This window comes from Streptomyces sp. NPDC060028, assembly GCF_042736725.1.
Classification (GTDB): domain Bacteria; phylum Actinomycetota; class Actinomycetes; order Streptomycetales; family Streptomycetaceae; genus Streptomyces.
In genome coordinates this window covers 21,573-47,908 of record NZ_JBHWVJ010000058.1, presented here as the reverse complement: position 1 = coordinate 47,908, position 26,336 = coordinate 21,573, and the positions used below count along the sequence as shown (strand labels likewise).

The window sequence follows — 26,336 nt, the reverse complement described above, 5'->3', positions numbered from 1 at the left end:
GGTCCCACAGCGCTGCGCGCTGTGCCAACGAACCACCTCGCTTCGCTCGGTGGGGGCCGCTTCGCGGCCCAGGGCCGGCCCTTCGGGCCGGTGTCCTACGCTTCGCTTCGGACTGGCTCCGGTTCCGCTTCGCTTCACCGGAGCTGACCTCGTTTCACTCGGTCCGTGCCTTCGGTACGTTGGGTCGGCGCTTCACTGCGGCCATGTCCTGCGGCCGCTGCGCGGCCTACAGACAAGCGGGTCCGCTCCGCTCCCCCGCCGGGCCTTTCAGGCTTCTCCCTCCGAGACAGACCCCGCTGACGCGGGGTCAAGCTGGCAGCAAAGCCCGGAAGTGGTGCAGCGTCAGAGGTCAAGCTGCAGGCGGCTCTACCGGCTGCCAGTCCTCCACCGGCTTCGTACGGAACAAACCCCGGTACACGAGCCGAGTCAGCACCGCTGCGCCCTCCCCGTACTCGTGCAGCTCCTCAAAAGCCTCAGTCGCCGAGTCATACACAAACTTCTTGCCCTTCGCGTTCTGGATGACCCACTCCCGATCAGCCGCAACGCCAACCCCACCCGTTTGCACAGATCCCCCAACCCACAACACAGCAAACGAAACCACGATCGTACCCCTACCTCCACGGCAGGCTTCCCCAGACCGGCAAGCCTCCGGAAGGGGGCGTCGACGCAGATGACACCACACTCGCCTAGCGGATTGTGACTCATTCTGGATTCCGGATAGAGGCTGGATCTGGACGCCTCCACCATCGCACTCCCCGCTGTCGTCACATACATCAGCCGCTCCAGGCGGCCCGTCGGCGGTTGCCTGCCCGGCGTCCGTCTGCGAGTCGGCCACCCTGCGAGGGCGGACAATCGGACGGGCCCAGGAGGCCCGGGGGCTCGCGGGGAGGGATCAAGTCGGGCAGAGCGCGGGCCGCCAAATCCTCGCCTGGCTCGGGCGATCTCCGCCTCGGCCTGAGAGGAAGTCACCGTGCGCCACAGACGGGGCAGGGCAGCCGTGGTCGTGGCCGTGTAGCGGGCCTTGCGCAACCTCTCCGGCGCCTTCAGATCCGCCTTCAACTGCCGGGCCTTCTTCTCCCTGACCGAACTCAGCGCACGACGCTGCTCCACCGTCGCCGCCTCCGCCAGATACGCGCTGCGCAGATGCCAGCCCCCCCCTCGGTAGAGAACACCTCGATCCGCCCGTCGTAGTGCGGCAGATACCGCAGCCGGATCTTCGTGCCGACATGCCCGGCCATCCAGGGGCGCGATATAGGCCGCCACGAAATCCCGTTCGTCGTGATCTTCCGCAGCTGGCCGTCATCCTCCAGCGCGAAGAACGCCAGCCGCTCCTCCGCAACGTCCTTGATGGAACACCGACAACGACGGCACCGGACCCAACGACGGATCCCGCACGGCGCGGGCCACGAGCTTCACGGTGCACCGCTGACACATCCCCGCCCCACACGGCCAGCTGCTGCCGTATCTCACGCGTCACCACGAACCTCGAACGCGGGCGCGGACCCATCCGTCCCTCACGGGGCCCCGCGACAGCCAGCTCCACACCGTCCGCTCCGACACCCCAGACACCGAAGCCACCAACCGCACATGCCCCGAAGACAGCTCGCCCCGGGAATCCAACGACAGCAGACGGGCAACAGCCGCCTCATGTCCCCCCAGCAAGCGGCATCACCACGTCCCCGACGTCGAGACCTCCCTGGCCATGTGCACCACTCCCAGACACACTCCCCGCGAAGACGCTTGTCCGCCCCTGCCCACCTCATACAGACACGCCGCGCAGCATCATCCGAACGGAGGTGCCCGGCTCAGGCGGACCGCCCGGATTGATGCAGTAGCCCACGGGGCAGCTCTTGCCTGCAGACGGGGCTACAAAGGGGAACCATGGCGCGAAGGAAGTCGCTGGCGTCTCAGCTCATGCAGGCGTACCGCGACGCCCAAAAGGCCAAGGCAGCAGCGAAGCAGGCAGAAGCAGAGCGGCTACGGCAGGCGCGCGCTGAGGAACGGGAAGCGGCCCGGCAGGCCAGGGAGGACGCGCGGAGAGAGCGGGAGCAGGCGCAGGCCTGGGTACGGGCCAAGAAGCAGAACGAGAGGGCGCGTACCGAGGAGGCACGCAAGGCCGATCAGATCGTCCGGGACCTGGAGAAGCGTGAAACAGCCCGGACGAAGGCGGCCGAGCAGAAGAAGAAGGCCGCGGCGCGTGAGAAGGCCGAGGCCGACCGGCGAGCAAGCCAGCAGCTGAGCGAGGACCTGCGCCGTGAAGCCGCAGCCAAGACAGCCGAAGTCGAGGAGCAGGTCGAGCGCCTGAACGCCGTGCTCACTGGCAGAACGACAGGACTGCACGCTCACCGCCTGCCGGTAGAACAGGCCTTCCTCAGCAAGGGCATCGACGCGATGACTGGCCACGTCGAAGCCGCACTCGGTCAGGTCAGCTACCCCAACGGACTTCGCGGCACGTGGCGTACGGCGTTCACACCCGAATCACAAGAGCTCGTGCTGGATGTCGAGCTCCCCAGCCAGGTGGCAGTACCGGTGGCCATGCATTACCGATACAAGGGTTCGCCTCCGCCCGCGGTCGTCCCCCAGCCTCGGAAAGACGCCGAAACCAAGGCCATGTACAGGGACCTCGTCGCCAGACTCGCACTCCGCGCCATCGACGAAGCCCTCGCCGTGACACCACCTGCACTGGTCGACGTCGTGGCCTTCAACGGGCATGTCAACGCCAAGGACCGGGCCACAGGAAAGGCCATCCGGCCCTGCCTGGTCAGCCTGCGTGCGGAGCGGAACACCTTCGAGGAACTCGTCCTGGACGAACCAGAACTCGACCCCGTACAGACCCTGCACTACCTCAACGCCATCGTCTCCCAACACCCCTACGACCTGGAACCCGTCCGGCCAGTAGTCACGTTCGACCTAGCCAAATTCAAACTCGCACCCGAACACGACGTGGTCGCCGGCCTTGACAGCCGACCCGACCTGCTCGCACTCGACCCCATCGAATTCGAACACCTCATCCGGCGTCTGTTCGAGGCGAGGGGACTCAAGTCCTGGGTCACCCAGGCCTCACGCGACGACGGAATCGACGCAGTCGCCATCAGCGAGGAACCCCTGGTCGGCGGCCTCTGCATCATCCAAGCCAAACGCACCAAGAACGTCGTACCGGCTGAAACCGTCCGCGCACACGCCGCCATGGTCAACGACAAAGTCGCTTCCAAGGGCATCGTCGTCACCACCGCCTGGTTCGGCAAAGCCAGTCACGACTTCGCTCCGCGCCACCGACTGGAACTCATCGACGGCCGACACCTCAAGGCACTCCTCCTCGAATACCTCGACATCGACGCCCTCATCGGACTCCCCAAGCTCCCACCCGGCTGGGCAACACGAGACCTCATCTAACACAGGACCAACAAGAAGACCGCCCCAACACGCTCCGCACATACCGGTCCATGCCTACAGACTCGGCGCCAGCTCCACCCCAGGTTCGGCAGCACTCTTCAGCGACAAATCAACGCCGAACCTTCAGAACAGGAACCGCATCACCACAAACCTGCACGTCACAGCGCCCAAAATCTACTGAAAACGAAACACCGAACCACTGAAGAACCGACGCCGAATATCACTCGCAGACCAGTGAAACTGAGCAGCACCCGAGCAACCTGAGCGCCATCACGCGGTGCCCGCTGCACGCTTGCTGGGGTATCGGCCGCCCAGCCTGCTGAATGCCCAGCGGGGTGGTCTCGGCCTGCCCGTTCAAGCCCGGTCAGCATGTGGGCTGTGAGCCGGGCCCAGGTCCGGAAGTTGCTGTGCGCTGCGTGGCGGTCGGCGAACGCGACGTCCACGGGACGGTCTTCGCCCAGATTGGGTGGTAGAGCGGGATGACCTGCTGAACTTCCTCCAGGGTGAGCTTGGTGATGTGCTGCCAGATGAAGATGCGAGAGGAGAGCATCGGCGCCTTCCGCAACACGGTGTGTGCGCCCTCGCCGCCGGCGAAGATGATCAGGATCTGCGGGTATGGGTGGTCTCAGACGAACCGGAAGTATTCGAACGTCTCTCGAGTGAGCCACTGTGCTTCGTCCACGACCAGCGCGTACGAGGCGGGCTGCGAGAGAGCCCAGAAGCAGACGATCGAACTCGGATGGGTGACGCGGGGGTTCGCCCGGCAGACGAGCGGAGCGAAGAGCTCGTGACGTACCGCGCGGGCGGTGGGGCGGGCGCGGAAGGTGATGCGGCAGACTTCGTCGCCCCGGGCGCGCTCGAGCTCGCGCAGGCAGACGTTGACGGCGAGTGTCTTGCCGACGCCGGCTGGGCCGTGGAGGCACATCCGCGCCCTGGCCTCGATCGTGTCGGTGATGTTCGCCCGAGCGGCCAGAGCGCGCGGGTCGTGACGTAGTGGTCGGTCTCCCGCGGCGGCAGCTGGCCGGTCATCGCTCGTCCTCTCCGGCGCTGCGGTCTCGGCGTTGGCGGCGCGCCGGAGAGGCCGGGGTGTTCGGGTCCGGGGGTGGCGGCGCGGGCGGGGCGAGGTCGGGCAGGGTGAGGGCGGTCAGGTCGCTGTGATCGTCCGCGGCAAGTTCGCGGTCGGCTTCGGCCGCCGTGACGGCGCCCAGGCGCTGTGGTGTCGTGGGGGGTGGTGGCCGGGGCGAAGCGCTGCCGGCGCAGTGCCTCGGCCTTCTTCGCGTCCTTGCGCAAGCGGCGGGCCCGTGCTGCGGGTGCGGCGCAGGGCGGCGAAGAGCATCCGGTCGGCGGGTCGGTTGAGGTTCTCCGCCTTGCCCTTCAGATGGGGCTGTAGGCGGGCAGGTCCTTCGCCTCCGATACGCCGAGCGCGCGCCCAAGACCGCCTTCGACAGGAAATGCCTCCCGCGGTCGACACGCACATGCTCCGGCACCCCACCCGCCGGACCATACGGACCGGTGCGCAGCACCGCGGCGTACAGAGCCGCCAGGATCGAGGCCCTGACGGACAACCGGGGGTGACCGCGGTACCGGTGACCGTCTTCGTCGCGGTTCGATGAACCATGTCGCCCATGAGCGCACCAGGTCCCCGTCCGCGTCCACTAGAAGCGGCGCCCGGAGGTGATCGGCCTCCCAGGTGTGGTTCCGCCATAGACGGGGTCTCCTCCTGGATCGTGTTGACCGAGACGTGATCGCCTTGAGGCGGACCAAGCAGATGGGCACGGCCGGTGCATCGGCCTGTTGCGTCGAGGACCGGGCAGTCGTCCGTGTTGGAGCAGCTGTGCGGTCCTGTCTGGTTTGGGGGGTTTGTCGACTCCTCGCTTTGCTGCCACGCAGTTTGCTGAGGTGTTTCGCCATCGCCGTGGGGGCCCGGGCTGCTCCAGGGTGAGAGGTGTTCCGGACGGGCCCGAGGGCTCGTCTGCGGACCCCCGTCGACGAGGAGGAGCCAGCCATGCCGGACACCCTGAAGGCCGCCGTCTGCGAGCCCACCCTGACGCCCCGCGAGCGCCAGGTCCTGGCTCTGCTCGCGGGCGGCGAGACGTACTGCTGCATCGGCCGGAGGCTGGGCATCAGCCCGCACACCGTCGACACGCACCTGCGCCGGCTGCGCGACAAGACCGGCACGGCCAACCGCACCCAGCTCGCGGTTTTCGCGCTCCAGCGCGGTTACGTCTCCTGAGCCCCACCAGGCCCTTGAGTTTGGCCTGCTCTGCTGGCATTTGCGGGAATCTGAGCACCCTTCACTTTGCGGTCACGCATGTTGGTGAAGGGCCCGCTCCCGTACGTACGCCGCCGGGCTGCGCCAGTGTTGTCCACGCACCGCCTCCGCACCACACACCGCACCGGGCCCGCTCAGCGGGCGGGCCCCGCCATGTCCCTGGGGAAACCATGCCGAAGCGCCTCGCCCTGCTCCTCACCGCCGTCGCCACCGCCGCCCTGCTGGCCTTGCAGCCCGCTTCCCCCGCGTACGCCGACGAGATCGAATGCGGTCACATCGTGCTCCAGTCGACCGGGACGGACTTCCAGGCGGCCGGCGATGGCCGGATGGAGCCGTGCGACACCTCCTGGGGCGGCTGATCCCCGCCTCGAAAGCTAGACCGGCGCCAGATCGGTGAGCACGTACCGTCCTGCGGGCGTCAGCTCCACCGACCAGGACCAACGGGCCGGGATGTACAGCACCTCCCCCGAGCGCAGCCGGCACCGGAAGCCGTCCGTGCCCGCGCCGCCCCGGTCACCGGACAGGCGCCACGTCCCCGCCCCCTCGACCTGATGGACCACCCGGTGCGCGGCGGGATTGCCCGTCCCGCCGCTCCGGGCCACCAGGCCTGCACCCGGGCCGAGTTCGAGGGCCAGTCCGTCGAGCACCTGCGACCACTCCGGGGCGCCCAGGGCCGGATGCTCGTACTCGGGCCACAGCACGCCCGGCGCCCGGTCCAGATGGACCGACAAGAACAGCACCAGCTCGGTGAGATGGGCGGCGCTCTGCGCCGCCGCCCAGGGCGCCATGGTCTTGCCGCCGTCCATGCCCCGCCCCCGCTTCTCGTTCCCAACGCCCGCCCGTCAGACGTCCTGCCCGGGCCTACGACCAGCATCGGGCACCTCGCGCCCACCGACCAGCCGCGAAAGTCCGCTCCCGAGAACACGCGACGCGACGGCGGTCCTCAGCCCGCGTTCGCTCCGGACGGCGGCTGCCCCTCGCAGCCGTCGCCTGCCGCCAGCAGCCCCTGAGCAGCCGCGTGGGCACCCGCCTGGAAGCGGCTGGCGGCGCCCAGCTCTTCCATGATGTCGGCGATGTGACGGCGTGCCGTACGCAGCGACATCCCGAGCCGCCGGGCGATGGCCTCGTCCTTGAGCCCGGCCGCGAGCAGCCGCACGATCGTCTCGTGGATCTCCCGGGAGACCACTTCGAGCCCCTGGTCGGCGGCGTCGGCGAACGGTGTGGCCCGGTCCCAGGTCTGCTCGAAGATCTCACAGAGATAGGCGACCGTGGACGGCTCCCGTATGACGACGGCGCCCCAGCTGTCGTCCCTGACCGGGATGAAGGCCACCTCGCGGTCGAACACGATGAGCCGGCCGAACAGCTCGTGCGCGGTGCGGTACTGGCCGCCCAGCGCCGACGCGGCGGCCACGTACGCTTGGCTGGGCCCGTTGAAACGGGCCGTGTGGTGGTAGAGCGTGCGCAGCCGGATCCCGCGGGCCAACATCGCCCGGTCCCGCACCAGCGCCTCCTGCATCGCCTCCGGGACCCGCGCCCCGCCCCCGGGCTGGCTGGTCAGGACCTCCCTGCGGCAGCGGTCCGAGGCCTGGTTGAGGGTGGTGCGGACGTCCTGCACGTTTTCCAGGAGCTCCAACCCCTCGCCGCGCGCGCGCCGCTGGTGGTAGCGGGCGACGAACGGGCCGAGGTCCTGGCGCATCCCGGCGAGCCCGGCCTGCTGCTCCCGTATCCGCGCCTCCACGGGTGCGGCGAGCTGCGCCAGCGCCGTCTCGGGTGCGACCGCGAACACTGCCTGCGATCCGCCGGGACCGCTCTGCGCGTGCAGCAGCCGGGCCCGCTGCAGCCGCTCCAGGCTCGCCCCGGCCTGGCCGGCGGTGATCCCGACACCCTCGGCAACGGCTTCGGCCTCGCCCGTACGCTGCTCCAGCACCCAGCCGTACACGGCCAGGTCGATCTCCCCCAGCCCCCGAGCCGCGTCCAACGGTCCCGATTCCCCCTGCACTGCCACCCCTTGCCCCTTCGCCGCCGGCCCGACGGGTCGTGCCGGCCGCCGGCGCATCGCATGCCCGGGCCAAGAATAGGCAGAAGAGATCACCGCACGGCAGCCGGACAGCCCCCGTGCACAAGGCATCGGGGGCTGTCCGCATCCATCCACAGGGGGTACGAGGAGACGTCACACACCACGCATGGCGTCACGGGCGAGAGCGACCAGGGTCCGGGGAGACAGCGCGTCCACCGCGCGGCGCTGGTGCCCGATCAGCGTCGCGGCGGCCTCGGTCAGCTCCCGGTCGTCCAGCGGCCGCCCCGGGATGTGCGCCCCGTCGGCGAGGACGGCCTGCAACAGGGCGTACAGGTTCGCGGTGCCCGCCTCGCGCACGGTCAGCGACAGGTGCGCGGACGGCGCGTCCCCCACCGCATCGGCGCGGTGCGCGAACCCCCGCGGTACGTACAGCACCTCGCCCGGCCGCAGCACGGTCTCCAGGAGCACCTCACCCGGGTCGCCGTCCTCCCGGGCCGGCTCCCAGTTGCCGTCGCGCGGTCCGGCGTAAATCTGCCAGCGCTTCTCGCCGCTGATCTGGATCGCGAGGACGTCGGCGTCGTCGCGGTGCAGGGGGCGGCCCTGGGTGCCGGCCGGGGTACGGAAGAAGAACGCCTCCACCTGCCGGCCGAGTTGCTCGCCGAGCCCCGCGCACAGCGCCCGCACGCCTTGGTGCCACTGGTCGACGTACCGCAGGAGCACGGTGGCCCGCTCCTCCTCGACCAGGCGCCGTACGAGGTCCCCGTCCGCGTAGTCCTCGACGAGCTCACCGAGCACCACCCGCGGGGTGCAGAACCGCTCGACGGGCACGTGGCTGTCCGCATGGACCAGCCCGATGTAGGGAACCTTCAGCAGTCCCGCATCCAGAAGAGCATCGGTCTCGGCGGCGGCGATCACGTCCACCGGGGGGCACTCGGGACGCAGCACAGCCGGTGCGCGGCGCCAGTGCGCGGCGAAGAACTCCTGCTCGTCGCCCACACATCGGGTCAGCCAGTCCATCGTCGGTCTCACTCTCACTCTCGCTCAGGCCGTGGGGCGGCTGCTGTAGGCGTGCAGGCGGGCGCTGTGCACGAGGGAAGGGGCATCGGCGGCATCGAGCCGGTCGCGTACGTGGGCCAGCAGGGCGGCGGCCGTCGCCGTCAGGTCGTCCTCGCCCAGGGGACGGGCGGGCAGGGCGAGGCCCTCGGCGAGGAAGGACCGCAGCTGGGCCCGCAGGTGGTCGGCCCCGGCCTCGCGCAGCACGATCGTCAGGTGCAGCGAGGGACCGTCCGCCGTGGCCTGGGCGGTATGGGCGTACCCGTTGGGCACGTACAACACCTCGCCCGGCCGTACGACGGTGTCCAGCAACACCTCACCCGGGTCGTCCTCCCGCACGGGCTGCCAGTGGCCGTCCGCCGGCCCCCCGTAGACCTTCCAGTGCTTGGCCCCGCTGAGCTGGAGCACGAGGATGTCGCCGTCGTCGCGGTGCACCGCACCGAAGCGCCCGGGCTGCGAATAGAAGAGGAACGCCTCGACGAGCCGGTCGAGCTCTCGTGCCAGTCCCGCGGTGAGTTCGCGCACCGGCGGATACCAGTGGTTGACGTAGCGCAGCTGCAGGGTGGCCTGCTCATCGCGGATCAGGGCACGCACCCGCTCCGCGTCGAGCCACCCCTCCAGGTAGCGGCCGGCCACCACCCGAGGCGGGCAGTAGGCCGCCTCAGGCACCGCGCCCGCCATGGTGAACAGCCCGGCGTACGGCACCTTCAAGGTGCCCGAATCCAGCAGCTCGTCCAGATCGGCGAGCCCGAGAACCTCCGTCGGCGGATCGGCCGGGCGCAGCAGAGCGGGCCCCCGGCGCCACTGCGTACGCAGGAAGCGATCCGTGTCGGTCACACAGCGTTCGAGCCAGTCCACGGCTCACTCTCCTTGCTCTGGCCCGGCTGCCGGGCCCGCCACCCCATGTGTGTGGTGGACGGGCCCCGGCAGCAGCAGACGGTCGGTCGGTCGGCGGGATCAGATGACGTCGGGGTAGCACTCCGCGCACCCGGCCACCACGGCGCTGCCCGACGGCGCGGCCTCGGCGGCGAACGCGGCCGGCGCGAACAGCGCCCCACTGACGACCGCGGCGGCCGCCACACCCAGCGCGGCCTTGCGGGAGAGGCTCAGACCCGACTTGGCGGAAGCGTCGGTGTTCTGCGAGAAGTCCATGTCAACTCCGGTGAGTTCATGTCCCGGGGCGTTTCCCCTTGACTGATCTCAATCCTGTCCGCCCCGCGCCCTCACCGACAGTGACATTTTCCCGCTCCCGCACTCCCGTGTCCCGCGTCCCCGTGACACCGCTCCCCACCCTGAACGCCCCACCCGCCAACAGCAATCAGGCCCGGCCTCAACAACCAGGCCGACCGAAAACCACCCCACCAGGCGCAGCCAGCACGCCATACGGCCCCGGTCGGCCACGGCTTGCCCCACGCCGTACGGGCTCCGTACTGCTTCGCGGCCTCCCGCGCAGCCCACAACGCGACACGGGCCAGGCCACGCCGCCGGGCGCAGAGCCTTGCTGGTACTGCGCGCCGGCCTCAGCGGCGGGTCTTGCGGCGGAGCCGCAGCCAGATCCAGGTTCCGACGCCCGCGGCAGCCAGGGCGGCAGCGACCTCGAGGAACCAGCGGACCGGGGATGCCGCTTCACCGGCCTGAGGGCTGGGCGCGGGTTCGCGGCAGTCGGCGGGGGGTGCGGTTACCCGGTAGCGGGCCCATTCCTTGGCGGGCCTGCCCTTCTCGTTCCAATGCACGACGTAGAGGCCGGGCTGGGCGTCACACCGGATGCGGACCGTGGCGCTCACATGCCTGTCTCCGTGCATCACCACCGGCCGCGTGAACCCTGGGGACGACAGCTCGACCATGCCGTCGTTGCCCATCTCCAGCCCGTCCTCGGCATGGAGTTCCCCGCCGGGCTGCACGGAGCGGACGTCCCAGGGGGACGCCGGCCATTCAGTGCCTGCGGGGTAGTTTTCTTCCATGGACTCCGGCGGCCGTGCGGCTACTTGCCGCGCGCACTCCGCCCGCTCCGCCGCATCGGCCGGCTCCACCCGGACCCTGCCCCACAGTCGGTCGACCTCCACACCGATGTCCTCGCTCCTGGACGAGCCGAACCGCACTTCGTAGGAACCCGGCTCGGCCGTGCAGGAGACCGTCGCCACCGCATTGAGGAGGAGGTTGTCCATACGGAAGGTGCCGTCGGCGGCGAAGGCAGGCGAGGCCACCCGGACGCCGCTGAAAGCGTCCCCGGACCTCTGGGCCTCGGTCGTCACGATGACCCGCTCCCCCGGCCTGACGGACAGCTCCGCACTGGTGGGCAGTGGCCGGGGCGGGCCCTCGGCCGGGGCCGCTAACGCGCTACCCGCTCCGGATGCCAACAGCAGCGCCAGCAGTCCGGCGGCACCGATCCTCGTCGTTTCTATCCTCATTTAAACCCTTCTTTTTCATTGACGATCTTCAAGCCCCTGCACACCCTGCCTCCTCGTCGAACTGACGATCACATCCCGCTCAGGAAGCAGTCCCTTGACCAGATGGTTAACCCCGCTCGCTCTCGGCGTCAGCGCGGTTCTACTCGCCGCTGCCGATACCCATACCGCCACGGCCGGTCCCCCCGTCAGTCGCTCATGGCCCAGGCCACCCCCGTCGACGCGGAGCGTGGCAATGGTTTCGCCCCCGCCGCCTCCGGCGGCGACACGTACTGCACCGGCAGTGTCGTCCGCAGCAAGGGCAAGAATCTTGTCCTCACCGCGGGCCACTGCGCAAACGGCCTGGCCGGCGCGACCCACCGAATCTTCGTGCCCAGTACCGCCACGGCAAGTCCGCAGCCGCGCAGCCAGCCGGAGTCTTCCCTGTCTCGGACGTCTACAGAGACCCTCGGTACCCCCGTACCAAAGCCACCCAGGGCCCCCTGTCCGACCTGGGCTTCGCCTTCGTCACGGTGACCGCGAACGACAAGGGACTGCCCGATAACGTCACGGGAGCCCTCACCTTCACCACCACGACGACGTACGAGCACAACGTGACGGTGGTCGGATACCCGTCCGGCGGTTCGGTCAACGGCAAGCACCAGGCCATCAGGTGCGACGTCCCCATGACCCGGCTGTACGGGTTCCGTCAGATGATGGAGTGCGGCGGCTACTACGGCGGCGTCTCCGGCAGCCCGGGGATCACGGGATACAAAGCAGCGGCCCGCACCGGCCAGGTGGTCGACAACATCGGCGGATACAACGGCGGCGGCAACGACAACGTTCCTCTACCCCGGCGACGGCAACGGCGGCTTCCGCCGCGAACGCCAGCTCATGGCACCCAACCCGGCCTGGAAGCCCGTCGCCACCATCACCGCCGGAGACTTCACCGGCACCGGTGAATTCGACCTCATGGTCCGCTGGTCCGACGGAGAACTCACCCTCTACACCAACGTGAGCGCCGGCACCCTCGGCCAGGAATACAAGCTCAGGGACCCCAACAGCACCTGGAAGGACGCCACCCTGCTGACCTCCGGACAGTTCTCCGGGAACCAGAAATGGGATCTCATGGTCCGCTGGACCAGCGGCGCACTCAACAACTACGTCGGCACCACAACCGGCGGCCTGGGCGCAGAGCAGCCCATCCACGGCCCCAACAAGACCTGGAGCGACGGCGAGACCACCATGTACCAGGACACTCGCATGAACAACCTCGGCACCGAACGCATGCTCGCCCCACCCGCATAAGTAGACAGAGCAACCCATGCGCGGGCCGTTCTGGAACGGCCCGTGTCATCGCCTGACCAGCCAATCTCGTCCAAAGTCCGGCGGACAGGGGGCGGTGCAGGGTCTGTGAGGCGTTGTCGGGGGCCTCGGTCAGGGCTGGGGGAAGTTGGCCCGGTTCTTGGTCAGCCAGGTGGAGAAGTTCTGGAGGGCCGGGTTGAGGGTGCGGATGGCTTCGAGGTCGCGGGCGGCGGTGAAGCGGGGTGCGCAGTCGGCGTAGAACTGGAACATGTTGCCGACCTCGTCGGCGCCGGGGAAGCCGAGGGCTCGGAAGGCGTCCGGGGTCAGCGGGCGGTAGCGCACGGGTTGGCCCAGTGCCTCGGAGAGGGCCCTTGCCATGTCGGCGACGGGCAGGTGTTCGCCGGCGATGCTGATGGTGGCGGGGATGAAGTCGGTGCCGCGCTTGAGGATGGCGAGGGCGGTCTTGCCGATGTCTTCGACGGCGATGCCGGAGAACATGCTGTCGCCCATGGGGAAGTTCAGCTCGAGGGTGCCGTCCTCGGCGCGCTGGGGGGCGAACGTGCCGAACAGGTTCTCCCAGTAGAAGGTGGTGCGCAGGAAGGTGGTCGGTACGCCGGCATCGGTGAAGTACTGGTCGGCTTCGGCCTTGCCGTCGAAGTGCGGGACCTTGTAGGAGCCCTGGAGCGTGGGCATCCGGTCGTCGTCGAGCGGGATGCAGTCGCGGGTGTCTTCGAGGGTGGACCAGATCGCGTGCTGCACACCCGTGTGACCGGCGGCCCGGGCCAGGGACGCTGCCTGGGCCTTCTCGTGCTCCGCGTCCATGTCTTCCCAGAAGTTGGTCACCAGGTACGCCCCGTAGGCGCCTTCGAGGGCCGCGACCAGGCTTTCCTCGTCGTCCAGGTCGGCCCGGACCACCTCGGCGCCGAGCCGTCGCAGTTCCTGGGCCGGGTCCGAGTCCGGGTGGCGGGTGACCGCGCGGGCCGCGAAGCCGCTGCCCGGGTCCGCGAGGATCGCCCGTACGAGGGAGCCTCCCTGGTGTCCCGTCGCGCCGAAGACGGTGACGGTTCGCTGCTCGGTCATCGCCGGCACCCGCTTCCTTGTTCGCTGTACGGCCAGGCGGCCAGGCGGCCAGGCGTATCCGCTGCGAAACCTACGGCCGCGGGCCGATGCCGGGCGGCGGTACACGCCGGGCCCGCCCCGGATGGGCGTACCGCTCGCGCGGGGGTCAGCGGGGGAGGCGGATTTCTGCGGGGTCGAGGGTGGTGGTCGCGGTGGCGCAGGCCTCGGTGAGGTGGTCCTGACGCTCCTCGGATGGCCGGTGCCCCCACAGGGGCACCGGCCGTTTCGCGCTGTCAGGCGGGGGCGCGTTCGTCCTGGCGGGTGCGGGCGTGCTGGTGGTGCAGGCCGTGGTGGTGGAGTTCGTGGTGGATGGCCTGGCGGATGGCGGCCAGGCGTTCGGGGGTGAGGGTGGTGGGGTCGATGGTGACCTGGTCGAGGGCGGAGACCGCGGCGCCGGCGCCCATGGCGGGGGTGTAGCGCTCCTCCAGGCGGCGGATCTTCCACCAGAGCACGCTGCCCAGCCAGGTGGCGAGGAAGATGCCGACGATGAAGAAGCCGATCTTGTTGAGGTCGAGCGCGTTGAAGGTGCTCCAGGGCTTCTTGTCGGCGACGCCGAGCTTGTCCGTGAGGACGCCGGAGAGTTCGAGGGTGCCTACGACGAAGGCGACGAAGATCGACATTCCGGTGGTGGTGATGTTGTAGTAGATCTTCCGCACCGGATTGCCGAAGGCCCAGGCGTAGGCCTTCGACATGAAGATGCCGTCGATGGTGTCCATCAGGGACATGCCGGCCGCGAAGATGAACGGCAGGGCGATGATCGCCAGCGGCGGGAGGGTGACTCCGGCGACGCCGGCGCCGGCCGCGGCGGAGGCCGAGATGCCGAGCAGGGCCACTTCGGTGGCGGTGTCGAAGCCGAGGCCGAAGAGGATGCCGACGGGGTACATCTGCCAGGAGTTGTTGATGAACTTGTTGTAGCGCCCCTTGAAGATGCGGTTCATGAACCCGCGCGAGGCGAGCAGCTCCTCGAGGTGCTGTTCCTCGTACCGGCCGCTCTTGACCTGGCGCCAGACCTTCCAGATGCCGGCCAGGATGACGAAGTTGAACGCGGCCACGATGTAGAGGAAGGTGCCGGAGACCAGGGTGCCGATGAGGCCGCCGGTGCTGGCGAAGCTGTCCTCGAAGTTGACGGCGGCGTTGGCCGCGAAGGCCACGCCGACGCACATGGCCATGACCACCGTCGAGTGGCCCAGGGAGAAGGCGAGTCCGACACCGAGCGGCTTCTTGCCCTTCTGCAGGAGCAGGCGGGTGGTGTCGTCGATGGCGGAGATGTGGTCGGCGTCGAAGGCGTGGCGCAGGCCGAAGACGTACGCGAGGCCCGCGGCGCCGGCGTAGAGGAGGGTGCCGTGGGAGTCGGAGATGGTGTGGTACTTCTGGATGCCGTTGTAGTGGATGAACAGGCCGAAGCCGATGATGTGCAGGGCCGCCACGACCCCTAACAGGACGCCCACCCGGGCGAGTTCCTTGCGGTCGAACGACTCTCTGAGCCGCTTTGCTCTGGTTGGCGTCATGACAGCACACACTTCCCAGGATCACGGCCGCGGCGCTCGCCGGGCGGCCGACTCCTCGCCGACCGGCCTGATTGCCGTGCAGGCGCTCTTGCGTAGTCCTTGCGTGAAGGCAATCGGCAGCATCCGTGACGATCCGCGACACTGTCAAGAAGTATCGGTCAAGCGCCGATAGAGCGGCGATGGGCATCGTGTGGGCTACGGCGCGAGCCGTTCTCCCGCTTCAACGCGCTGAGGGACGAAGGCAGATCATGACGCTTTCCGCTGAGTACTGGGACCGCCGCTACACCCACGGCGACCTCGGCTGGACGCACCAGCCGCACCCCCTGGTCGTCGAGGAGCTCGAACCCCTGGAACCCGGGGCCCCCGGGGCGGGCGGGGGTACGGCGCTCGATCTCGGGGCCGGGGCGGGGCGGCACGCCCTGTGGCTGGCACGGCGGGGATGGGCGGTGACGGCGGTGGACTTCTCCGCCGCGGCGCTGGCCCGGACCCGGGAACTGGCCGGGCAGGAAGGGCTGGACGTACGAACCGTGCAAGCTGATCTGACGGATCATCAGTCTCCGTCGAGCGCCTACGGACTGATCCTGCTGGCTTACGTCCACCCGGAGTCCGGCGGGCGTGCGGCGCTGCTGGCCGGCGCGGCGCGCTCGCTCGCGCCGGGCGGCCGGATCGTGGTGGTGGGCCACCACGCCGACAATGTGGGCCGGGGGGTGGGCGGGCCGTCCGATCCGGAGCAGGCCTATGCCCCTGAGGTCCTGGTGGGCGAGCTCGCGGGGCTGACGGTCGAGCGGGCGGAGCGGGTGGAGCACACGGTGGGGACCGGTACGGGGGTGAGGCTGTCGTTCGCGACCGTCGTGCGGGCCCGCCGGCCCGCCGGGCCCTAGGGCTGTCTGCCGGGCGGGGCCGCGGGGGCCGGTGGGTCGGCTGGGGCCAGTGGGTCGTGGGGGCCGGTGGGTGATGGGGGCCGTTGTGGCAGGTGGAGCCGGTGGGTCGGCTGGAGGCGTCGGGTCAGCTGGGGTCGTTGGGCCAGGTGGGACGCCTGGCCTGCCGGGGCCGGTGGGGCGGCTGGGGACGCCGGGCGGCTCGGGCGGGGGCTATTCGGGTGGCTGGTGGACGGCCAGGCGGACGAGGAGGCCCCTCAGGAGATCTCGTTCCTCGCTCGAGAGCGGGTCGAGGAACTCCTCATGGACCTTGGTCATCACCTCGCCCGCCTCCTGGAGCGACTCGGCGCCCCGTTCGGTCAGGTACAGGGCGAAAGTGCGCCGGTCGGAGCCTCGTCGGCGCTCCAGCAGACCGGCCTGTTCGAGCTCGTCGACCAGGGCGACGATCGTGGTCCGGTCGATACGCAGTTTGGCGCCCACGGTGCGCTGGTTGAGGCCGGGCTCGGCTTCCACCACATTGAGCACTCCGAACTGGCGCATGGTCAGGCCCAGCTGCGAAAGCGCCTGTTCAGCCTGCTCGGTGACCAGCTGGCTCGCCTTGCGCAGAAGGAAGCCGTGCCACCCGCGCAACCCCTCGAAGAGGGGTTGGCTCTCACTGTCCAGTTCCTTGCTCACGGTCAAGTTTCTGCTTTCCTCTCGCCACGAACGTCAAGGATACGACCGGTCTTTCGCGAAGCCTTGACGGCCTGACAGGCGCTCAGACATGCTTCATTTCTGACAGTCGTACTGATTGTCACATGCACAGATAATCAATTTTGCTCGGATCAAGTCAAGCCATCAAACAGGGGGCGTGATGGTCCGCGTCATCGAATATTCAGATCCGGTCGAGCACTGCCCCGGATATCTCGTCTACGACGGCACCGACTGCCGACTGGCCGCCGGCGGCTGCCGGATGCAGGCCGGGCTCACCGTCGAAACCCTGCACACACTCTCCAGCCGCATGACGCTCAAGCAGCGCGTGCTCGGCATCAACGTCGACGGCGCCAAGTGCGGCATCGCCTACGACCCGAACGGCCCGCAGCGGCTGCCGGTGCTCCGGCGCTTCGTGGAGTTCCTCCAGGACGAGCTGCGCACCCGCTTCAGCATGGGGTGCGACATGGGGACCCGCTTCGACGAGCTGGAGGGCATCGCGGGCGCGCTGGGCATCGGCTCGGTGAAGGTCGCGATCCGCGCGGCACAGCAGTTACCGGACGAGGAGTTCCGGGCCCGGATGGGCCTGCTGGACGCGCCGGTCGGCGCCCTGACGGTGGGCCAGCGGCGGGCGGGGCACGCGCTCGCCCACGCCGCGCTCGCCGCCTCGGCGGACCTGCGCCCCGGCCAGCTGAGCGTCACCCTCCAGGGCTTCGGCAATCTGGGTCGCGCCTGCGCCCTGGCGCTGCTGGAGGAGGGGGTGCGGATCACCGCGGTGGCCGACGAGCACGGCTGCCTGGTGGACCCGCGCGGACTGGACATCGGGCACATGCTCAGCATCGACCAGCGCCGGTCCGTACCGAGCCTGCTCGGCTCCCCGCTGCGGCTGCCGGGAGACGCGCTCTTCGACATGCCGGCCGACGTCCTGGTCCTGGCCGGCGGCCAGGACGCGCTGACTCCCGAGCAGGCCGCGCTGCTGCCGGTGCCGGTCGTCGTGGTCGGAGCCAACTGCGGTCTCAGCGACACGGCCGAGCAGCTCCTGACGGACCGCGGAGTCGTGGTGGTCCCGGACTTCATCGGCGGCATCGGCGGCTCCGCCTCCATGGAGGCACTGTTCGGGCCCGGCCGGACGCCCGCGCCGCAGGAGGTGCTGGAGACGCTCGCGTCGATGATGCGCGAGCTCGTCGGGGACGTCCTCACCGGGGCGCGCGACCTCGGCGTCGCGCCGCGCCGCATCGCCCAGGACATCGCCTCGGCGGCGATGGTCCGGCCACAGGAACGCCCGTACGGATTCAGCCCGTACCGCGAGGTCCGCCGCCCGCGGGGGAACCGGGCGGCGAGGCCGGGCAGCACGGCACAGCGAACCGAGAGGGGAAGCCGATGAGCGCGTCCGGAGCGACCGCACCCGACAGGAGACCCGACCCGACCGCCGACCCGACCGCCGACCCGGAGCTGGACCCGGGAGCGCGGGACTGCGCGCACGCGCGCAGCCACATCACCGACTCGGCCTTCTACGGCCACCGGTACAGCACCGAGGCCAGCCACCGGATCTTCTGCGACCGATGTCGCTACCAGCGCTGGCTGGACGTCGAGGCCGCGCTGGCCCTGAGCCAGGCGGAGCTGGGCATCATCCCCGCCGAGGCTGCCGCCGTGATCGCGCGGACGGCCCGGGTGGAGCAGTTGGACCTCGCCGCGGTGCGCGCGGGGATCCGCAGCAGCAGCCACTCGCTGGTCGGGTTCCTGCGGGTCTTCCAGGCCGCCTGCGAGGGCGACGCCGGGGAGTTCGTGCACTACGGCGCGACCACGCAGGACATCCAGGACACCGCGCAGGCACTGGAGATGCGCGATGTCCTGGACGAGATGGACGCGCGGCTGCGCGGCATCGTCGGCGCGCTGTCCGCGCTGGCGCGGGAGCACGCGGGCACGGTGGCGCTGGGGCGCACCCACGCGCAGCCGGCCCTTCCGATGGGCTTCGGGGTGAAGATCGGCAGCTGGATCGACGAGCTGGTGCGCCACCTGGAGCGGATCGAGGGGCTGCGCGGCCGGGTGCTGGCGGCCCAGCTCTTCGGCGGGGTGGGCACCATGGCCGGCTTCGGGGAGCAGGCGCTGCCGCTGCTGGCGGCGTTCGCCCGCCGGCTCGGGCTCGCGGAGCCGGACGTGGGGTGGCACGTCTCGCGCGACCGGGTGGTGGAGTACGTGTCCACCGTCGCGATGGTGGCGGGCACGATGGGCCGGATCGGCGACGAGGTGCGGATCCTGTCCCGGCCGGAGTTCGGTGAGCTGGAACTCGGCTGGCGGCACGGCCAAGTGGGCTCCAGCACCATGCCGCACAAGCGCAACCCGGAGGGGTGCGAGCAGGCCGTGGTGATGGCCCGGCTGGCGGCCGCGCAGGTGGCCAACGCGTTCGCCTGCATGGGCGGCGACCACGAGCGGGACTCGCGGACGCTGCGGATCGAGTGGGCGTGCGTGCCGGACGTGTCGCACTACGCGCTGTCGGCGTGCGAGATCGTGGCGCACGTGGTGGACGGTCTGGCGGTACGGCCGGAGCGGCTGCGGGACAACGTCCGCGAGGTCGCGGAGCAGATAGCCACCGAGAAGCTGATGCTCGCGATCGGCAAGTACATCGGCAAGCAGACCGCGCACGAGTACGTCTACGAGCTCGCGCAGGCGGCGCGGCAGAACGGGGACTCGCTGCGCGCGATGGCGGGCAAGGACGCGCTCGGCGGTGCGCCGATCGGTGAGGGCGAGCTCGACTCCATCTTCGACCCGGCCGCGTATCTGGGGCAGTCGGTGGCACTGGCCGGACGGGCGGTGGACCGGGCCCGGGCGTGGCTCCCTCCCGGGGGTGGGGGGAGCGGCGCGGGTACCGCCGCCGCGGGCACGGGCGTAGGTGCCGCGGGCACCGGCGCGGGCGCTGCCGTCGGTACGGGCGCTGCCGAAGGCTCGGGCGCCGGAGCGGGCTCGGGGGTTGGCGTCGGGGCCGGTGTGGATGGTGGCTCGGGTGGCGGGTTCGGTGCGGGTGGGCGGGGAGTGCGGTGAGGGGCGCGGGGGGTGGGGTGTCTACGGCGGAGCTTTCCGAGGCGGCCGAGATCGTCTTCATGCGGCCGCTGTACGCGAGTCTCGTCGCGCATGCCGTGCGCAAGCTGACCGGGCATTACCTGGAGGGCGAAACCGAGGAGCGCAAGGCCTTCGGGATGATCGCCGGGCGTCCGACGGAGACGGGGATCGAGGTCGGCGCGGTCTTCCCGCTGATCTCCAACCTGCGGCACGACCAGCGGCACCGGGGCGGGATGGACGACGTGGTCGACGCCTTCGCCATCCCCTCGGAAACCCCCAACGAGCAGCGCGGCTGGGTGGCGGACCCGCGGGAGCTGATGGAGATCGAGCGGGCCTGCGACGCCTCGGGCTGGGTGCTCTTCGGCAACTACCACACCCACCGGGTGCCCTGGCCGGACGACCCGCTGCGCGACAGCTGCACCGAGCTCGACCGGATGCTGGCCGGCGGGTCCGGCCAGTGGACGCTGATCCTCTCCGTCGTCGACCTGCACCGTCCCACGCTGCGCGCCTACTTCGAGGGCGACAACGGGCGCCGGGCCCCGATCCGCGTCGTGCCGGCGCTTGCGGGTCGCGGCGCCGTCCGCGCCTGAACCGCGTTCCCCCGCCTTCCCTCACACCGGCCGTCACCACCGGCCGTCACCACCGGCCGTCACCAACCGAACGAGAGGTCATCATGGACCGTACCCAGGCGTACAACGACGTCATCCGATTCCACCAGCACGAGTGCCCCGGGGTGGCCTTCGGCGTGCGGGCCGCCGAGGCCGCGATGGCCGAGCTCGGCCTGAAGGAGGCCAGCGGCGATCTCGTCCTCGTGACGGAGACCGACGCCTGCGCGGTGGACGCCCTGCAGGTGCTGACCGGGTGTACGTACGGCAAGCGCAACCTGATCCACGAGGATGCCGGCCGCAACGTGTTCACCTTCTGGGAGCGCGGAGGCGCCTCGGGCGTGCAGATCCGTGCCAAGGCCGACAGCATCGTCTACCGGACCGAGGAGATCTGGGCGCTGGCCTCCCGCATCGAGGACGGCACGGCGACCGCCGAGGACGAGGCGAAGTTCGCCCAGGCGCAGGCCGAGCGGATCGCCGGGCTGCTGACCGTGCCGGACGGGGAGATCCTCGTCGTCGAGCGGGTGGAGAAGCAGGCGCCGAGCCCCAAGCACCTGGCACGCGTGGACCTCTGCGTGGACTGCGGCGAGCCGACCAGTGTGGAGACCCTGCACGACCACCGCGGCCGGATGGTGTGCCCGTCCTGCCATCTCGCCGCGCACGGCGGGGTGCTGCCGGAGGGGCACGGCGACCACGGCCACCACCCGCACAGCCACAAGCACGGCCACGAGCACGGCCAGAAGCACTGACCGCCGCTGCGAGGAAGGAGGGGAAGGAGGGGCCGCCATGCCTGTGCTGGTGATCGGCGCCGCGGGTGCGGTGGGACGGCTGACCACCGCCGCGCTGCGGGAGCGGGGCGCGGAGGTGGTCGCGCTGGCGGAGCCCGGCGATGAGGGTGACGCGGGGGCGCTGCGGGCGGCCGCCGAGGGCTGCGAGGCGGTGCTGCTGCTCACCCCTCACACGCCGGGCCAGGTCGCGGCGCAGAACGCGGCGGTGGACGCGGCCGCCGACGTCGGGGCGCGCCTGGTGAAGGTCTCGTCCTGGGGTCCGGCGGTGCGCCAGGACAGTCCGGTGCCCGGGGCGCGGCGGGACTGGATCACCCATCAGTACCTGCTGCGCCGCGGGTTGCCGTACACGGTTCTCCAGCCCGATCCGCTGATGCAGTCGCTGATCGGCGAGCAGGCGGCGGACGTGCGGGAGCGCGGAGTGCTGGTCGACCCGGTGGGCGGCCGGGGCATCGGCATGGTCGATGCCCGCGATGTGGCCGAGGTGGCCGCCCGGGTGCTGACCGAGCCCGGCCACGAGGGCCGTACGTACCGTCTCGGCGGCTCGGCTCCGACCGCCTGCCGGGACATCGCCGGGCTGCTGTCGGGGCTGACGGCCCGGCGGGTGCGGTGCAGGGAGCTGCTGCCCGAGGAGGTGGCGCCCTGGCTGGCGCGGCGCCACGGCGCGGGCGAGGAGGCCGAGGGCGGCGCCGCGCTGTTCGCCCTGCTGCGGGCGGGTGCGGGCGATCCGTCCGGCGATGACGTGGTGCGGATCGCGCACCGGGCGCCGCGCGGCGTCGAGGAGTTCCTGAAGGACCACCTGCACGACTTCCTGCCCGGCTGCGGAGAGGCTTCGCGATGAGTGTCATCGTCCGTGTTCCGACCATCCTGCGTACGTACACCGGCGGGGCCCGCGATGTGCGGGTCGCCGTGGAAGGCGTCGGCGCGCAGACGGTGGCGGGTGTGCTGAACGCGCTGGAGTCCGGCCATCCGGGGATCCTCGCCCGGGTCGTCGACGAGGAGGGCAGGCTGCGCAGGTTCGTCAACCTGTACGTGGACGACGAGGACGTGCGGGGGTGCGGCGGGCTCGCGGCCCCGGTGCCGCCGGGGTCCGAGCTGGTGATCGTCCCCGCGGTCGCGGGCGGCTGACGGCCGGCCGAGCTGGGCTGGACCCCATCGGGGCTGCTGCTGCGCAACCGGACCAGGGCCTGGGACGCGCGGGACGCACTGCTGACGCCCGGGACGGGGCGCGGGCCCGGGGAACCGGGCCGGGCGCCCGTGTCCGGCGCTGATCCGGGGCGGGGCGGACGCTCACCGTCCGCACCTTCCGTTTCCCTTTCGAACTTCCCTGCGGGGCACCGGATGTGACGTCTCGTCATTTTTCCGCCAGAGGTGTCCGGATCACCCGTGCAGCCTTGACGGCCTCGCGAAGAGACCCACATACTGAAAACTCATCAGGGCTACTGACAATCAGCGGAACGGCTTACGACGGGATCGATCCGAGATGGCTGACGACTTCAGTTCCGTATTTGAATCCCCCCTCGAACGGTCCCCCGACATCGACGACCTCGTCCGGGCGACCATGGAGTGGCACTTCTCCCCGCTCACCGGAAGCCCGTACTGGGTGGACCGGGCGAAGACCTTCGGCTTCGACCCCCGCACGGACGTCCAGAGCCTGGCGGACCTGCGCCTGTTCGAAGAGGTCTCGGTCGACTGGAGCCGGATCGCCGCCGATCAGCTGATCCCGCGCGGCAGCCTGGGCCAGGCGGCCCGCTTCGGGATCCACGAGTCCGGGGGCGCCACCGGGGCGCCCAAGCGGATCGTCGACGCCACCTCGCGCCGGCGCAACGTGGCCTGGCAGTCCATGATGCTCGACGAGCAGGGCTTCCCGGCGGGCGAGGGGCACTGGCTGCACATCGGGCCCACCGGACCGCACGTGATGTCCAAGAACATCGGCACGCTGGCCGAACTGCGCGGACACCTCTGCTACTTCGTGGACATCGACCCGCGCTGGGTGCGCCGCTGCGTCACCCAGGGCCGTCACGACGAGTACCGGCGCTACGTCGACCACATCCTCGACCAGGTCAAGGACGTGCTCACCACCCAGGACATCCGCGGCATCTCCACCACCCCCAAAATCCTGGAGGCCATCGCCGCCCGCGAGGACGTGTACGCACCGCTGCGCGCGGCGGTGCGCGGGATCATCTGGGGCGGCACCAGCATGGACTCCGAGACGCTGCGCCTGTTCGAGGAGGAGGTCTTCCCCGAGGCGAAGCTCGCCGGGGCCTACGGGAACACGATGATGGGCGTCGCCCCGCAGCGCACCCGCCGTCCCGGTGACGCGGCGGCCTGCACCTTCCGGCCGTACTACCCGTACACCGTCGTCGAGCTGGTCGATCCCGAGGACCCCGGCCGCGCCGTGGCCGACGACGAGGACGGGCGGGTCGTCATCACGGTGCTGACCCGGGACTACTTCACCCCGCCCACCCTGGAACGGGACCTGGCCACGCGCCGGGCCTCGGCCGACGCCTTCCCCGGCATCGAGCTGTCGGCGGTGCGCCCGTACGAGGGCGGCGGCGCCGGCGTGGTCGAGGGCGTCTACTGATGACGGTCGCGACGGAGCTGTACGAGATCCCGCTGCTCCGGGCCGGCCTCCCGGCCCGGTCGGCGGAGCAGGCGCGACTGTGCGGGGTGGACGGCACGCCCCTGGCCACCGTCCACCTGGCGCCGCCGCTGCTGGCCCGGCTGACCGTGGCGCAGGCCCGCACCGGGCCGGAACGCACCCCCGACGCGGAGGTGCTGAGGCGGGCGGGCGAGCTGTTCGCCACGGCCACGCTGAACGGGCTGTCCCCCGCGGCGTACTGCGAGCTGCAGGCCCGGGTCGCCGGGGTGCCCGTCACCGTGGCCCGCCACTCGCTCCAGGACGTGGCCAAGACCTTCGCGGGCGTCGGCGCCCGCGTCCTCGCGGAACGGCCGGCGGGGCTCGGCGGCGACATCGCGCCCGGCGAGATCTCGGCGGTGTGGGCGCGGCGCGGCGACGTGCTCGCCGTGATCGCCCCGAGCAACAACCCCGGTACGCACACCCAGTGGCTCACCGCGCTGGCCTGCGGGTACCGGCTGGTGGTGCGGCCGGGCACCCGTGATCCGTTCACCCCGGCGCGGATGATCGCCGCGCTGCTGGAGGCCGGGGTCGCCCCGCACTACCTTTCGCTGCTGCCCGGCAGCCATGCCACGGCCGACGCGCTCGTGGAAGCCGCCGACCTGAGCCTGGTCTTCGGCGGGGACGCGGCCGAACAGCGCTACGGCCAGGACCGGCGGGTCGTCCTGCGCGGCCCGGGGCGCTCGAAGCTGCTGCACACCGGCCCGGTCACCGAGCAGACCCTCGACGTCATCTGCGCTTCGGTGGGTTACGACGCCGGCATGCGGTGCACCAACGCCACCGCCGTGTTCACCGAGGGCGACCCGGCGGTGCTCGCCGAGGCGCTGGCCGACCGGCTGGCCCGGCTGACCGCTGCGCCGCCGCAGTCCCCGGCGGCCGAGGTGCCGGTGCTGCCGCTGGCCGAGGCGCTCGCTCTGCGCGCGCACCTGGCCTCCCGGCAGGACGGTGCGGTCGACGTCACCGCCGCCCGTTACCCGGACGGGCCGGTGGCGGACCTCGGCGACGGCTCGGCGGGGCTGCGGCCGGCGGTGCTGCTGTGCGACCGCTCCGACCATCCCGGGGCGCGGATCGAGCTGTCGTTCCCCTGTGTGTGGGTGCTGCCCTGGCAGCGTGCGGAGGGCTTCGGGCCGCTGCGCGACACCCTCGCGCTGACGATCCTCGGCGACGAGCCGGACCTCGCGCTGGCGGCCCTGCGGGAGCGGTCGATCCGCAAGGTGCTGCTGGGGCCGTTGCCTACGTACAGCGCCGGCGACGTCAGTCCCCACGACGGATACCTGAGCCACGAGCTGATGGAGGCGCGGGGCTTCGGAACGGCTCCCTTCGATCCCCCGCAGCCCCGCTAGGCAAGGAGCCCTCCCCATGAACAAGCCGGCCGCCGAGAGCAAACACCTCCAACTGCTGTACGCCGGTTCCTTCCTCGGAAACTTCGACCGGATCGTGATCACCCCGCTGCTGCTGCCGGCGGCCAAGGGGCTGCACGTCAGCGTGGCCTCGGTGACCGTCGCGCTCACGGCGTACCTGCTGCTGTTCGGCATCATGCAGCCGGTGCACGGGCTGATCTCGGACGTGTTCGGGCGGGTCCGGGTGATGCGGTTCGCACTGCTCGGCATGTGCGTCGCCGACGTCCTCTCGGGGCTGGCCCCCAACCTGGGGCTGCTGATCCTGGGCCGGGCGCTCGCCGGGGCCTCGGCGGCGGCCCTGCTGCCGGTGATGGTCGCCTACGTGGGCGACCGGCTGCCGTTCGAGCGGCGGCAGCGGACGGTGGCCAGCCTGCTGGCGGCCGGAGCGGTGGGTACGGCGGGCGCGACCGTGGTCGCGGGCGTGTTCACCCACCTGTGGAGCTGGCGGGCCGCGATCCTGCTGGTCGCCGTCTGCGCGCCGGTGCTCGCGGTGGCGTTCGGGCGGATGCCCGAGGCGCACTCCGCGGCTCCGGCCGGGATGAGCGTGGGCGAGCGGCTGGCCACGGTGTTCCGTATCGGATGGTTCCGTTTCCTGGTGGTGTTCGCGGTGTTCGAGGGCGCGGCGATGCTGGGCTTCTTCAACTTCTTCAACGCCGCGCTGCAGGTGGGCGGCCACAGCATCGTGGACGCCGGGCTCGTCACCGGCAGCTACGGGCTGGCCGCCGTCGCGGGCGGGCTCGCGGTGCGGACCCTGGGCGAAAGGGTCTCGGCGGCCACCCACTTCGGAGTGGGCGGGGCGCTGCTCTGCGCGGGCTATCTGGTGTGCGTGCCCGCGCAGTCGATGGCCACCGTCCTGGCGGGCAGCGTCCTTTCGGGGCTCGCCTTCGCGCTGGTGCAGTCCATCGTGCAGACCTGGGGCACGCAGGTGGCCCCGCCGCAGGTCCGCGGCATCGCCACCTCGCTGGTGGCGAGCGCGGTGTACACCGGGGCGGCCCTGAGCACCTTCCTGGTCAGCGGGCTGGCCGACGAGAAGCACTTCGGCCCGCTGTTCGCCATCGCCGCTGCCGTCACCCTGCCGGTCGCGCTGATCGGCCCGGTGGCCCGGGCGCGGTTCGCGACGACGCTCGCGCAGCAGCAGCGGGCAGGGACGGCGGGGGCCGCGGCGCCCCTGCCCGCCGAGCGCAATCGCGGTTGACCCCTCTCAGCGCGTCGACCGGACATCAACCAGCAGC

25 protein-coding genes are annotated in these 26,336 nt (G+C 70.8%); 14 read left to right on the top strand and 11 right to left on the bottom strand.

From position 1 onward, the window contains the following. Positions 1 to 1,088 precede the first annotated feature (1,088 nt). On the bottom strand, positions 1,089 to 1,238 hold the full coding sequence (locus ACFWBF_RS25705; RefSeq protein WP_385606005.1) for a hypothetical protein: 150 nt from the start codon (positions 1,236 to 1,238) through the stop codon (positions 1,089 to 1,091). 643 nt (positions 1,239 to 1,881) lie between these two features. On the opposite strand from ACFWBF_RS25705, the gene ACFWBF_RS25700 reads away from it, so the two are divergent. After that, complete coding sequence (locus ACFWBF_RS25700) at positions 1,882 to 3,393, top strand: restriction endonuclease (protein WP_385606003.1); 1,512 nt, start codon at positions 1,882 to 1,884, stop codon at positions 3,391 to 3,393. A gap of 625 nt (positions 3,394 to 4,018) precedes the next feature. Here ACFWBF_RS25700 and ACFWBF_RS25695 read toward each other — a convergent pair. Continuing rightward, on the bottom strand, positions 4,019 to 4,318 hold the full coding sequence (locus ACFWBF_RS25695; protein WP_385606001.1) for an ATP-binding protein: 300 nt from the start codon (positions 4,316 to 4,318) through the stop codon (positions 4,019 to 4,021). A 1,080-nt stretch (positions 4,319 to 5,398) separates the two neighbouring features. On the opposite strand from ACFWBF_RS25695, the gene ACFWBF_RS25690 reads away from it, so the two are divergent. Both ACFWBF_RS25690 and ACFWBF_RS25685 read left to right on the top strand, forming a co-directional pair. Then, the gene (locus ACFWBF_RS25690; RefSeq protein ID WP_385605999.1) at positions 5,399 to 5,626 is read left to right on the top strand and encodes a response regulator transcription factor; all 228 of its coding nucleotides are present in this window, start codon (positions 5,399 to 5,401) and stop codon (positions 5,624 to 5,626) included. A 209-nt stretch (positions 5,627 to 5,835) separates the two neighbouring features. Continuing rightward, positions 5,836 to 6,024: a hypothetical protein gene (locus ACFWBF_RS25685; RefSeq protein WP_385605997.1), complete on the top strand. Its 189-nt coding sequence runs from the start codon at positions 5,836 to 5,838 to the stop codon at positions 6,022 to 6,024. A gap of 15 nt (positions 6,025 to 6,039) precedes the next feature. On the opposite strand, the gene ACFWBF_RS25680 is transcribed toward ACFWBF_RS25685, so the two are convergent. From ACFWBF_RS25680 to ACFWBF_RS25655, 6 genes are all read right to left on the bottom strand, one after another. After that, positions 6,040 to 6,471: a hypothetical protein gene (locus tag ACFWBF_RS25680; RefSeq protein ID WP_385605995.1), complete on the bottom strand. Its 432-nt coding sequence runs from the start codon at positions 6,469 to 6,471 to the stop codon at positions 6,040 to 6,042. A gap of 137 nt (positions 6,472 to 6,608) precedes the next feature. Next, on the bottom strand, positions 6,609 to 7,670 hold the full coding sequence (locus ACFWBF_RS25675; protein WP_385605993.1) for a LuxR C-terminal-related transcriptional regulator: 1,062 nt from the start codon (positions 7,668 to 7,670) through the stop codon (positions 6,609 to 6,611). Between the two features lie 165 nt (positions 7,671 to 7,835). Then, positions 7,836 to 8,699, bottom strand: a complete 864-nt coding sequence (locus tag ACFWBF_RS25670; RefSeq protein WP_385605991.1) for a JmjC domain-containing protein — start codon at positions 8,697 to 8,699, stop codon at positions 7,836 to 7,838. Between the two features lie 24 nt (positions 8,700 to 8,723). Continuing rightward, complete coding sequence (locus ACFWBF_RS25665) at positions 8,724 to 9,593, bottom strand: JmjC domain-containing protein (RefSeq protein ID WP_385605989.1); 870 nt, start codon at positions 9,591 to 9,593, stop codon at positions 8,724 to 8,726. A 99-nt stretch (positions 9,594 to 9,692) separates the two neighbouring features. Then, positions 9,693 to 9,887 carry a hypothetical protein gene (locus ACFWBF_RS25660; protein WP_385605988.1) on the bottom strand — a complete coding sequence of 65 codons (195 nt, stop codon included), beginning with the start codon at positions 9,885 to 9,887 and terminating at the stop codon, positions 9,693 to 9,695. A gap of 368 nt (positions 9,888 to 10,255) precedes the next feature. Next, complete coding sequence (locus tag ACFWBF_RS25655) at positions 10,256 to 11,143, bottom strand: hypothetical protein (protein WP_385605986.1); 888 nt, start codon at positions 11,141 to 11,143, stop codon at positions 10,256 to 10,258. An 870-nt stretch (positions 11,144 to 12,013) separates the two neighbouring features. Here ACFWBF_RS25655 and ACFWBF_RS25650 point away from each other — a divergent pair. Continuing rightward, on the top strand, positions 12,014 to 12,427 hold the full coding sequence (locus ACFWBF_RS25650) for a hypothetical protein (protein ID WP_385605984.1): 414 nt from the start codon (positions 12,014 to 12,016) through the stop codon (positions 12,425 to 12,427). A gap of 129 nt (positions 12,428 to 12,556) precedes the next feature. Here the strand turns inward: ACFWBF_RS25650 and ACFWBF_RS25645 are convergent, their stop codons facing one another. Both ACFWBF_RS25645 and ACFWBF_RS25640 read right to left on the bottom strand, forming a co-directional pair. Continuing rightward, positions 12,557 to 13,504, bottom strand: coding sequence for an NmrA/HSCARG family protein (locus ACFWBF_RS25645; RefSeq protein ID WP_385605982.1), 948 nt, complete (start codon positions 13,502 to 13,504; stop codon positions 12,557 to 12,559). 272 nt (positions 13,505 to 13,776) lie between these two features. Beyond that, positions 13,777 to 15,051 carry a HoxN/HupN/NixA family nickel/cobalt transporter gene (locus ACFWBF_RS25640; RefSeq protein ID WP_385605980.1) on the bottom strand — a complete coding sequence of 425 codons (1,275 nt, stop codon included), beginning with the start codon at positions 15,049 to 15,051 and terminating at the stop codon, positions 13,777 to 13,779. A 248-nt stretch (positions 15,052 to 15,299) separates the two neighbouring features. Here ACFWBF_RS25640 and ACFWBF_RS25635 point away from each other — a divergent pair, with 248 nt between their 5' ends. Next, positions 15,300 to 15,932 carry a class I SAM-dependent methyltransferase gene (locus tag ACFWBF_RS25635; protein ID WP_385605979.1) on the top strand — a complete coding sequence of 211 codons (633 nt, stop codon included), beginning with the start codon at positions 15,300 to 15,302 and terminating at the stop codon, positions 15,930 to 15,932. 210 nt (positions 15,933 to 16,142) lie between these two features. Here ACFWBF_RS25635 and ACFWBF_RS25630 read toward each other — a convergent pair whose 3' ends face one another. Further along, complete coding sequence (locus ACFWBF_RS25630; RefSeq protein WP_385605977.1) at positions 16,143 to 16,604, bottom strand: MarR family winged helix-turn-helix transcriptional regulator; 462 nt, start codon at positions 16,602 to 16,604, stop codon at positions 16,143 to 16,145. 178 nt (positions 16,605 to 16,782) lie between these two features. Between ACFWBF_RS25630 and ACFWBF_RS25625 the strand changes: the two genes are divergently transcribed. From ACFWBF_RS25625 to ACFWBF_RS25585, 9 genes are all read left to right on the top strand, one after another. Then, on the top strand, positions 16,783 to 18,003 hold the full coding sequence (locus ACFWBF_RS25625) for a Glu/Leu/Phe/Val dehydrogenase dimerization domain-containing protein (RefSeq protein ID WP_385605975.1): 1,221 nt from the start codon (positions 16,783 to 16,785) through the stop codon (positions 18,001 to 18,003). After that, positions 18,000 to 19,658: an adenylosuccinate lyase family protein gene (locus ACFWBF_RS25620; protein WP_385605973.1), complete on the top strand. Its 1,659-nt coding sequence runs from the start codon at positions 18,000 to 18,002 to the stop codon at positions 19,656 to 19,658. Before ACFWBF_RS25625 ends, ACFWBF_RS25620 begins: the two co-directional genes overlap by 4 nt. A 17-nt stretch (positions 19,659 to 19,675) precedes the next feature. After that, positions 19,676 to 20,266, top strand: a complete 591-nt coding sequence (locus ACFWBF_RS25615; RefSeq protein WP_385605971.1) for a hypothetical protein — start codon at positions 19,676 to 19,678, stop codon at positions 20,264 to 20,266. 83 nt (positions 20,267 to 20,349) lie between these two features. After that, complete coding sequence (locus tag ACFWBF_RS25610) at positions 20,350 to 21,030, top strand: FmdE family protein (RefSeq protein ID WP_385605969.1); 681 nt, start codon at positions 20,350 to 20,352, stop codon at positions 21,028 to 21,030. A 37-nt stretch (positions 21,031 to 21,067) separates the two neighbouring features. Continuing rightward, a complete protein-coding gene (locus ACFWBF_RS25605; RefSeq protein WP_385605967.1) occupies positions 21,068 to 21,907 on the top strand; it encodes an SDR family oxidoreductase in 840 nt (279 codons plus the stop codon). After that, a complete protein-coding gene (locus ACFWBF_RS25600; protein ID WP_385605965.1) occupies positions 21,904 to 22,194 on the top strand; it encodes a MoaD/ThiS family protein in 291 nt (96 codons plus the stop codon). Before ACFWBF_RS25605 ends, ACFWBF_RS25600 begins: the two co-directional genes overlap by 4 nt. Positions 22,195 to 22,549: 355 nt before the next feature. Then, on the top strand, positions 22,550 to 23,650 hold the full coding sequence (locus tag ACFWBF_RS25595) for a phenazine biosynthesis protein (RefSeq protein WP_385605963.1): 1,101 nt from the start codon (positions 22,550 to 22,552) through the stop codon (positions 23,648 to 23,650). After that, positions 23,650 to 25,047 (top strand): aldehyde dehydrogenase family protein, encoded by a 1,398-nt coding sequence (locus ACFWBF_RS25590; protein WP_385605961.1) that lies wholly within the window; start codon positions 23,650 to 23,652, stop codon positions 25,045 to 25,047. Before ACFWBF_RS25595 ends, ACFWBF_RS25590 begins: the two co-directional genes overlap by 1 nt. Before the next feature lie 16 nt (positions 25,048 to 25,063). Further along, positions 25,064 to 26,299: an MFS transporter gene (locus tag ACFWBF_RS25585; RefSeq protein ID WP_385605959.1), complete on the top strand. Its 1,236-nt coding sequence runs from the start codon at positions 25,064 to 25,066 to the stop codon at positions 26,297 to 26,299. Positions 26,300 to 26,336 lie beyond the last annotated feature (37 nt).